Here is an 8,615-nt window from a genome sequence, read left to right on the forward strand (position 1 = left end):
GACGTTCGAGGGCAACAGTGGTTCGATTTTCTCCCACTGCTCATCAGTGAATACTCGGTGTCGTTGCTTTGTCGTCACCAACCCACCGTGTCAGTCCTGGAATCGTCAATAAAGGAGACACGCCCTAGTCGCCTGCGCTGTTCGGCGAAGTAAAATGGGGTCCCCGAGCCGATGAGGATCAATGCCAACACCTGAAGTTTTCGTCCGCCCCTTCGCCGAGGTGGCCCTGACCAACATCACCCGCGAGTATCCGTTCGCCGCCCACCACGTCGCACGCGGATTGATCGACATCGTGCCGGCAAGCGAGAAGAACCCGGCCTTCGCAAACTCATTCGACTGGCACTCCAGCGTGCACATGCACTACTTGTTGGCGTCACTTCTGGGCACCGAGTCTGCCCGCAGTGCGGATTGGCGAGACGAAGCCATCGAGACACTCTCTGCCCACCTCAGCGAAGATAATATGCGCGCCGAGGCGGATTTCCTCCGCAACAACCCGAGCTGGGAGCGACCGTACGGTTGGGCATGGGCCATCGACCTCAACCGAGTTCTCAACGCCAGTGAGATCTCTGAACTGCGAACGCTGGGAAAGCATACCCAGGTCCTCACCGATTCCGTCTTCGATCTGGTCCTCGAATGGCTGCCGAAGGTCCCCGAGCCGGTACGCCACGGAGTCCACTCGAACACGGCATTCGCTCTACGCCGCATCCTCATCGGCGCCCGCACACAGGACCGAAGTGATGTCGTCGATGCCGTCGCCAAGGCTGCCCACCGCTTCTATGCCGAGGACCAAGCCTGGAACTTCCGTCAGGAGCGCAGCGGCCATGACTTCCTCTCCCCCGGACTGTGCGAGGCTGACCTCATGGCCGAAGTGCTCAGGCAGGACGAACTGGCAGAGTGGCTGCCAGGATTCCTGTCTGATCTGACACCTGAATCACCCGCGCTCACGCCAGTCGAGGTCCTCGATCCCACGGACGGGCAGCAGAGTCACCTCTACGGACTCGGGCTGTCGGTCGCCGCGTCGCTGATGCGTCTGGCACCCAAGTTGCTCTCATCCGCCGAACACTCGGGCAATCACGAAGTTGGCGACCACGCGAGGGGCCTCCTCACAACGGTCGACCACCTCATGGCCCCGGGGCTCGAAGCTGCAGTCTCCGACGAATACATGGCCTCTCACTGGGTCGCGACATTCGCGTGGGAGTCACTCGTACTGCGAAATCACTGAGCTGTTGACTGCAATGCGCGACCTTTTGTTACTGGCGAAGTGACCTCACTCCGCCGGCGGAACCACAGGCAGTTCCGAGGTCATTTCGTCACGGGGAACCGCCTCGGTGCTGTCGGCCGAGTTCTCCACACCGTGATCGGCAGGCAAACCGGTCAGACGCTCAGGCTTGAGGATCTCCTCGAGCTGGGTTCGGTCGAGGAGCCCCTGCTTCACGACGAGGTCGGAGATCGGTTCATTCGTCGCCAGCGCCTGCTTGGCCAGCTGTGCGGCAGGGGCGTAGCCGATGACCGGGGCGAGAGCGGTGATGACGGTGACGGAACGGGCCACGGTGTCCTCAAGGGCCGACTCGTTGGCGGTGATGCCGTTGACGCAGTTGACACGGAAGGTCTGGCAGGCACGTTCGAGCCAGGTGATCGACTGGAACAGGGAATGGGCGATGACCGGCTCAAACGCGTTGAGCTGGAGCTGGCCGGCCTCGACGGCCATGGACACGGTGATGTCGGCACCGGCGACCGAGTAGGCGACCTGGGAGACAGCCTCGGGAATGACGGGGTTGACCTTGCCGGGCATGATCGATGAGCCGGCCTGGCGGGCAGGCAGGTTGATCTCGCCGAAGCCGGCCTGGGGTCCCGAGGACAGCAGGCGCAGGTCGTTGGCGATCTTCGACATCTTCAGAGCACTTCGCTTCAGTGCCCCGGAGAAGGTGATGAAGACGCCGGTGTCCGAGGTGGATTCGACGAGGTCGCCGGCGGTGACGAGCTCGAGCCCGGTGATGGTGCGCAGCTGCTTGATCACCGCTTCCCTGTACCCGACCGGAGCATTGATCGCCGTTCCGATCGCCGTGGCACCCATGTTGACCTCGCCGAGGAGCGCGACAGCCTCTTCGAGTCGCTGCACATCCTCGCGCAAGGTGGTGGCGAAGGCGTTGAATTCCTGGCCCAGGGTCATCGGCACGGCGTCCTGGAGCTGGGTGCGGCCGACCTTGATGATGCCGGAGAACTCGCGTCCCTTCGCGGCGAAGGCATCGGCTAGAAGCGTGAGTTCGCCGAGGAGGTTCTGCAGTGAGAAGGCCAGCGCGATCTTGATCGCCGTCGGGTAGGTGTCGTTTGTCGACTGGCTGTGGTTCGTGTGGTCATTGGGGTTGATGAACGAGTAGTCGCCCTTCGCGTGACCGCCGATCTCGAGCGCACGATTCGTGATCACCTCGTTGGCATTCATGTTCGTCGAGGTACCCGCACCTCCCTGGATCACGCCGACCGTGAACTGATCGTGGAGATTGCCTGCCTTGATCTCTTCGCAGGCGGCATCGATGAGGTTCGCTCGCTGTTCGTCGAGTGCCCCGATCTCCAGGTTCGCCCGCGCCGCCGCCTGCTTCACACAGGCGAAGGCACGCACGAAGTCCGGGTAGACGGAGACCGGGCGGCGCGCGATCGGAAAGTTCTCCATCGCTCGCGCCGTGTGTACACCCCAATACGCTGCAGCAGGGATCTCGAGGCTGCCGATCGAATCGGTCTCTGTGCGGGTGGGTACGGAAGCGCTGTCGGTCACCGCTGGTGCCTTCTTTCCTTGTGAGGACGTCATCTTGTCCGCCGAGGTTGTTCCTCGGTTATTACGATACTGCGGCTTCGAACAGGGCGTTATGGCCTGGCTCATAGTCGCGATACTTCCGCTGGATCTCGATCTGGTCGGCGAGGTTCAGCCCTGCGAACTGTCGGCTCGACCTAATCCCTTGAGCAGGATGTCGCCGAGTTCTGAAAACGCTTGGCCTGCCTCGAGTCCTGTGTCCTCGGGCAGTCGACCGGAGTGGATGCCTTCGATCGCCCAGCCGATGAGGTGACCGGCGAAGTTCGTGTTGATATCCCGGAAGTGTCCGCTGTCGACGCCGTGCTGGATGAGGGACTGCACGCGCCTGGCTGCGGCGGCGGAATTGAGGGTGTAGACCTCGGCGGTGGGTCCGAAGGACACCATGTCCCGGTAGAACGTGGGCGACTGCTCCGACATGGCCGCGCCGACACCTTTGAGGTAGGCCGAGATCCGCAGACCGGGATCGGCGATGCCGGAGATGGATTCTTCGATTCTCGTTGTGGCCAGGCGGAAGAATCGCTTGGTGACTGCGACGACCAGTTGTTCCTTTGTGGGCGCCACAGAATAGATCGTCGATTTCGAGCAGTGCAGGCGACGGGTCAGCTCGTCGACACTGATGGTGGTGAAGCCCTCAGACAGGAATTCGCGGCTGATCTGTTCCAGCAACGACTCCCTGCGCCCCTCGTCAACCGTTCGTCGACGAGGTGTGCGAATGGCAGGTGCTGTACGGCTGGAACTCATTTTCTCAGTATCACATACCGGCAATGCGACGTTTCCGAGCGCCCGTGATTGATCGATCCGGACATATGTATTGACCGTCACACTTCCCTGGGGTACGTTACAACTGTTAATCGTACCCTAAACAGTATCCAGGAGTGCTTGTGGTTACCGAAGCTGCTGACCTCAATGTCCGAGTGCAGGAGATCTGTACTGAGTTCAATGATCCGAATCTCACTGTTGCCAAGCAGCTGTGCGATAGACATGATGCCAACGCTGTGGCGTTCACGTTCATCGATTCTGCCCTTGATGGCACAGACGTCACCTTCGGCGAGCTTGCCGACAGGTCGCGCCGAATTGCTGGCGTGCTTGCTGCCGAGGGCGTCGGACCGGGCAACCGAGTGGCGTCGTTGATGAGCAAGGGGGCCGATCTGCCTGCACTGATGCTCGGGATCTGGCGACTCGGCGCGGTGTATGTTCCTCTGTTCACGGCATTCGCCGCCGATGCTGTCACTGATCGTCTGGAACGCTCGGCAACGGCAGTCGTCGTGACCGACGCCAAATGGCGCGACAAGCTCACCGATGGGCCATGGTCGGTGCTCGTCGCCGGTGCTGGGGCCCAGGGTGGGGAGTCTTTGGAGCGTCGACTTGATGGCACTCAGCCTGTTGACGGAGATGCGCCGACGGGCCCTGAGGTTCCCCTTGTCCATATGTTCACCTCCGGCACCACGGGCAAACCCAAGGCGGTCATTCATCCCAAGTCCTATATCGCGGGGTGGCAGGGGTATCTCGAGTTCGCACTCGGTGTCACGAGTAGCGAGGATGTCTTCTGGTGCGGGGCCGACCCTGGTTGGGCCTATGGCCTGTATACGGCGATCATCGGGCCGATGGTGGCGGGACGTCGAAGTCTGCTGACCATCGGCGCCTTCGCGCCCGAGGCGACGTGGGATGTCTTGGAGAAGTTCGAGGTCACTGACTTCGCTTCGGCTCCGACGGCGCTGCGGGCGATGCGCAACAGCGATGCCGGGCGGCCCCTGCCGCATCTGCGCAGGCTCTCCAGTGCAGGTGAACCCCTGACACCGGATGTGTTGGAATGGACCGAATCCATCGGTGTGGCCGTGCATGATCATTTCGGCCAGACGGAGATCGGCATGAGTGTCGGCTTCCCCCATCACTCGGCGATCGAGATCACCCCAGAACCGAAATCAACGGGGATCAGCTTCCCCGGATGGACGATGACAGTCCTCGGCCTCGCCAACGATAGTCCTGCAGTGGTGGGTGAAATCGGCCGCTTGGCCCTCGTGATCGATTCCAGCCCGTTCTTCACGTTCACCGGCTACGGCATCGACAGAGATTTCAGATCTGACAGGTTCACCGAGGATGGCGCTCATTACCTCACCGGCGATCTGGCTCGTGTCGATAAGGCAGGAATCTTCCACTTCTCCTCGCGCGATGACGATGTCATCCTCATGGCTGGCTACCGCATCGGACCGTTCGAGATCGAGTCCACACTGCTGGCACACCCCAGGGTCGTGGAAGCGGCTGTCGTGGCAGCACCCGATGAGATGCGCGGAGAGATCGCTCACGCGTTCATCGTCGTTGAGGATCTCGCATCGACCGAGGGCCTGGAGGCTGAGCTGCAGCAGTGGGTGAAAGACAACTATGCCGCTCATGCCTATCCGCGCCGCATCGACTTCGTTGACGAACTGCCCAAAACCCCCAGCGGCAAGGTCCAGCGCGCCGTACTGCGCAAGAGTCTTGCCACCAGCTGATGACGAGCAGAAGGATCACAGCATTGAACGATGAAGACCAGAGCACAGCTGCGAGAGATTCCGATGGCGAGGTGCTGCTCGTCGAGGGCCACGGAGACACCGAGATCTGGCGGTTCAACCGGCCGACGGCTCGCAATGCGCTGACCCCCGATCTGGTTGCCCGGCTGCGCGCCGAACTCGAACGCGCCCAAGCGGCGGGTATCCGATCGGTCATCCTCGCCGGCAACGGACAGAGCTTCTGCACCGGCGCCGACTTGAAATACCTCCTGGACTGCGCCGAATCAGGTGCCAGCCCCCGACCATTCCTGCAGTCCATCTGCGATCTCACTGTCGAGATGGAACATTCTCCGATCGTGTTCTTCACAGCCGTGCACGGACACGCGGTTGCCGGTGGATTCGAATTGGCCTTGGCTGCCGACGTCGTCATCGCCGCGCCGAGGACGCTGATCGGCGACGGGCACGTGAAGAACAACCTCGTCCCCGGTGGCGGTTCGAGCGTGCGAATCGTCGGCAAACTCGGGGCCGGTCACGCGAGATGGTTGGCATTGAGCGGGCAGCTCGTCGACGCTGCCGAATTGCAGTCGACAGGTTGGGTGCACGAAATCGCAGCTGCGCATGCGGACGGGGATCGTTCGGACCCCCTCGTGGATTCTCCGACCGCGGTGGTCGGTCGCGCATTGGAACTCGCCGAGGTGGTCAATGCAGTTTCACTGGACGCGCGCACCCGGTTCAAGGCCCGCCTTGTCGGAGACAGGGCTGCTACCGAGGCCGCGCTGAGCGCGGAGCTCGACATGTTCGACGAGCATTGGCGCAGCAGCGATGTCATCGCTGATCTGCGCGCATTCTTCAACACACGGAAATAGAGGACCCAATCATGAGTAATCGTTACGAAGGACAAAGCGTCCTGGTCACCGGAGGAGCTCAAGGGCTCGGCTTGGCTATGGCACACCGATTCGCTGCCGAAGGTGCCAATGTTCATATCGCCGATGTCGATCCGAAGACTTTGGCGAAGCTGGATGAAGCACCCATCGATGGGACCGGTCGGTTCGTCGCCCACCAGGTTGATGTCAGCGACTCGGCAGCGGTTGATAGGTGGGTCAATGGGGTTACTGCGGCTGATGGGCGCATCGATGTGCTGGTCAACAATGCCGGAATCATCCGCGACAACAGGGTCGAGAAGATCGACGATGCCGATTGGGACGCGGTGATCTCGGTGAACCTTACGGCCTCGTTCTACGGGGTACGTGCTGTGATGCCTCATATGAAGGAGCGCGAGTACGGGCGGATTGTGTCGTTTTCCTCGATGAGCTGGCGGGGGAACTTCGGACAGGCGAACTATGTCGCCGCCAAGGCGGGCATCGTGGGTCTGACCCGAACGATCGCTTTGGAAGGCGCACGCAAAGGAATTACGGCGAATGCGATCGCGCCGGGCCTGATCGAGACTCCGATGCTGGCCTCGATGAACGCTCCGGCCAGGGAGAAGCTGATCGGCAAGGTGCCGCTGGGGCACTCGGGCGACCCGAGCGACATCGCAGAAGCGGCTGCGTTCTTAGCCTCACCCAAGGCCCGCTATATCACCGGAGTCGTCCTCGATGTGGACGGCGGTCTGGGGATTGGTTCGTCGATTCGGTAGGGCACGCAGACCATATCCGGTCTCACACTCGAGGCGAGGTCATTATTCCCCCAGCCAGCGCCTCGCCATGAGTTCGGCGTGGGCCGTTGCCTTACTGAGTCACATCAGTTCGACGGGTCCAGAACCATTCATGAGCTGCGGTCGCCTCATCTTCGAGCAGTGGGCCTAGAACTTCGATGTCTCGTTGCCCCCGGTCGATGACCTCTCGGCAGGGGAGGTCGAAGGTGGGATTCTCGGGGTCGTCACCGGTCAGTTCCAGTAGCCGGCTCTCCGACAGGGCGTAGACGATGCGCCCGATCCCGCCTAGTAGACCGCACCGATGCACATGACGCAGGGTTCGGCGCTCGTGTAGAAAGTCGCCGTTGACAGTTCCTCAGCCGAAACTTTTCGTGCAGCTTCTGCGGCCGCACTAAGCACGGCATGCAGGGTGGGGCCGCCCTCGAGCGGCATCGAGTTGTTGCCAGCGGAGGCGATGACCGTGCCGTCAGCCGAAACGACGGTGGAAGCAAAAGGATGCCGCCCAGAGTTCTTCGCATCCGTTGCAAGGTCGATGGTCTGATGAAGGAATGTCAGGTCGGCGCCTGTGGGGTCAGCGGCGACTGCTGCTTGCACACCAGCCTCTCTCGGCCTTGCGGATTCCGCCATCGCGCTGACAGCACGCGTCCTCGCAGTTCTGTAACTGAAATACTCCCCCACGTTGAAGACTAGGGCGAGGAAGAAGTGGAGAAGAAAGGGCACTATTTGCGTACCGTTTGAGCCGAGATTCCACAGGAAGAACAACAGCGCAGCCGCTCCCATAACGACTGTATTCCAGGCAGCCCGCTTGAGGTGTTTCACTTTGATGGCCTGCAGAGTCTGCGGTTCGACCGCTTCTTCTTCGTTCACCATCGCGATCTCCCTGTCATCAGTGCAAACCATCTTGCTACTTTGCGATGGTGAGGGCCACGCTACCGTGGCCCACTACGCTGGGCAATCGATGCATGCGGCTCCCAATAGCCGGGCTCTCTACTCTCGTAATGGCTTACATCGTGAGACGTAGACGGTGAGAAGAGCTACCCCGATCAGCACCGGTGACAACGCCCATAAGGCGCTGGTGCTGAAGCCCCAGCGCAAATAGCCAGCTTCCGCTACTCACTAGCGGTCTGACAAGTCAAAGTTGGCCTCGTTTGATTAGCCCTCGGATGTCGGCGGCCCGCTGCTTCATCGCCTCACGATCATCGATGAATCGCTTGACTATTGGCACCTCCGCGCGGGAAGTTCGTAATGGCTTCTCGGGTGCCTCTGGATGCGAACCAATGAGGTTGTTCACCTTAAAGCTGACACTACTCGGAGATCGAAAACTCGCGGGTCTGTCCTGTGTCGGATAGAAGTTGGCCAAATTCAGCAGCTCCGAAAGTTTGACAACTTCAGGCGTCGCCGAATTGGGGCCTCTCCAAGCTCTATCGTCCGCTAGGTCGGCCACAAGGATCATCTCCTTTTCAGTCCATCTATATTGAACCATTGGTGGCTCTTCGTAAACGAGAGTGTAGGTCGGTGAATCTGAAATAGGGCGAGTCGCTGCCCGGATAGACGTCGAGGTCTTCCGATGATGGAAGTTCTCACACTGCCCATCCGAAAGACCTCGACGTGGACAAGCCTACTTTCTCGACGCCTGACCTCACGACATTCTGCCGACTCGACACCCTTG

7 protein-coding genes are annotated in these 8,615 nt (G+C 60.9%); 4 read left to right on the plus strand and 3 right to left on the minus strand.

Going from position 1 to position 8,615, the window contains the following annotated elements:
- Positions 1-181: 181 nt before the first annotated feature.
- Positions 182-1,222, plus strand: a complete 1,041-nt coding sequence (locus BSP239C_RS19920; RefSeq protein ID WP_101575046.1) for a DUF2891 family protein — start codon at positions 182-184, stop codon at positions 1,220-1,222.
- Positions 1,223-1,267: 45 nt separating this feature from the next.
- On the opposite strand, the gene BSP239C_RS19925 is transcribed toward BSP239C_RS19920, so the two are convergent.
- Complete coding sequence (locus tag BSP239C_RS19925; RefSeq protein ID WP_257930300.1) at positions 1,268-2,803, minus strand: aspartate ammonia-lyase; 1,536 nt, start codon at positions 2,801-2,803, stop codon at positions 1,268-1,270.
- Positions 2,804-2,917: 114 nt separating this feature from the next.
- Positions 2,918-3,547, minus strand: a complete 630-nt coding sequence (locus BSP239C_RS19930) for a TetR/AcrR family transcriptional regulator (protein WP_101575047.1) — start codon at positions 3,545-3,547, stop codon at positions 2,918-2,920.
- 140 nt (positions 3,548-3,687) lie between these two features.
- Here BSP239C_RS19930 and BSP239C_RS19935 point away from each other — a divergent pair, with 140 nt between their 5' ends.
- Genes BSP239C_RS19935 through BSP239C_RS19945 form a run of 3 tightly spaced genes read left to right on the plus strand, consistent with a single transcriptional unit; the run spans position 3,688 to position 6,928 of the window.
- On the plus strand, positions 3,688-5,295 hold the full coding sequence (locus BSP239C_RS19935) for an AMP-binding protein (RefSeq protein WP_101575048.1): 1,608 nt from the start codon (positions 3,688-3,690) through the stop codon (positions 5,293-5,295).
- Between the two features lie 23 nt (positions 5,296-5,318).
- The gene (locus BSP239C_RS19940; protein WP_180959121.1) at positions 5,319-6,158 is read left to right on the plus strand and encodes an enoyl-CoA hydratase/isomerase family protein; all 840 of its coding nucleotides are present in this window, start codon (positions 5,319-5,321) and stop codon (positions 6,156-6,158) included.
- Between the two features lie 11 nt (positions 6,159-6,169).
- Positions 6,170-6,928 carry an SDR family NAD(P)-dependent oxidoreductase gene (locus BSP239C_RS19945; protein WP_101575050.1) on the plus strand — a complete coding sequence of 253 codons (759 nt, stop codon included), beginning with the start codon at positions 6,170-6,172 and terminating at the stop codon, positions 6,926-6,928.
- Positions 6,929-7,231: 303 nt separating this feature from the next.
- Here BSP239C_RS19945 and BSP239C_RS20985 read toward each other — a convergent pair whose 3' ends face one another.
- Entirely contained in the window at positions 7,232-7,816 is a 585-nt protein-coding gene (locus tag BSP239C_RS20985; RefSeq protein WP_219618937.1) for a nucleoside deaminase, read from the minus strand.
- Positions 7,817-8,615: the final 799 nt, after the last annotated feature.

This window comes from Brevibacterium sp. 239c, assembly GCF_900169365.1.
Classification (GTDB): Bacteria; Actinomycetota; Actinomycetes; order Actinomycetales; family Brevibacteriaceae; genus Brevibacterium.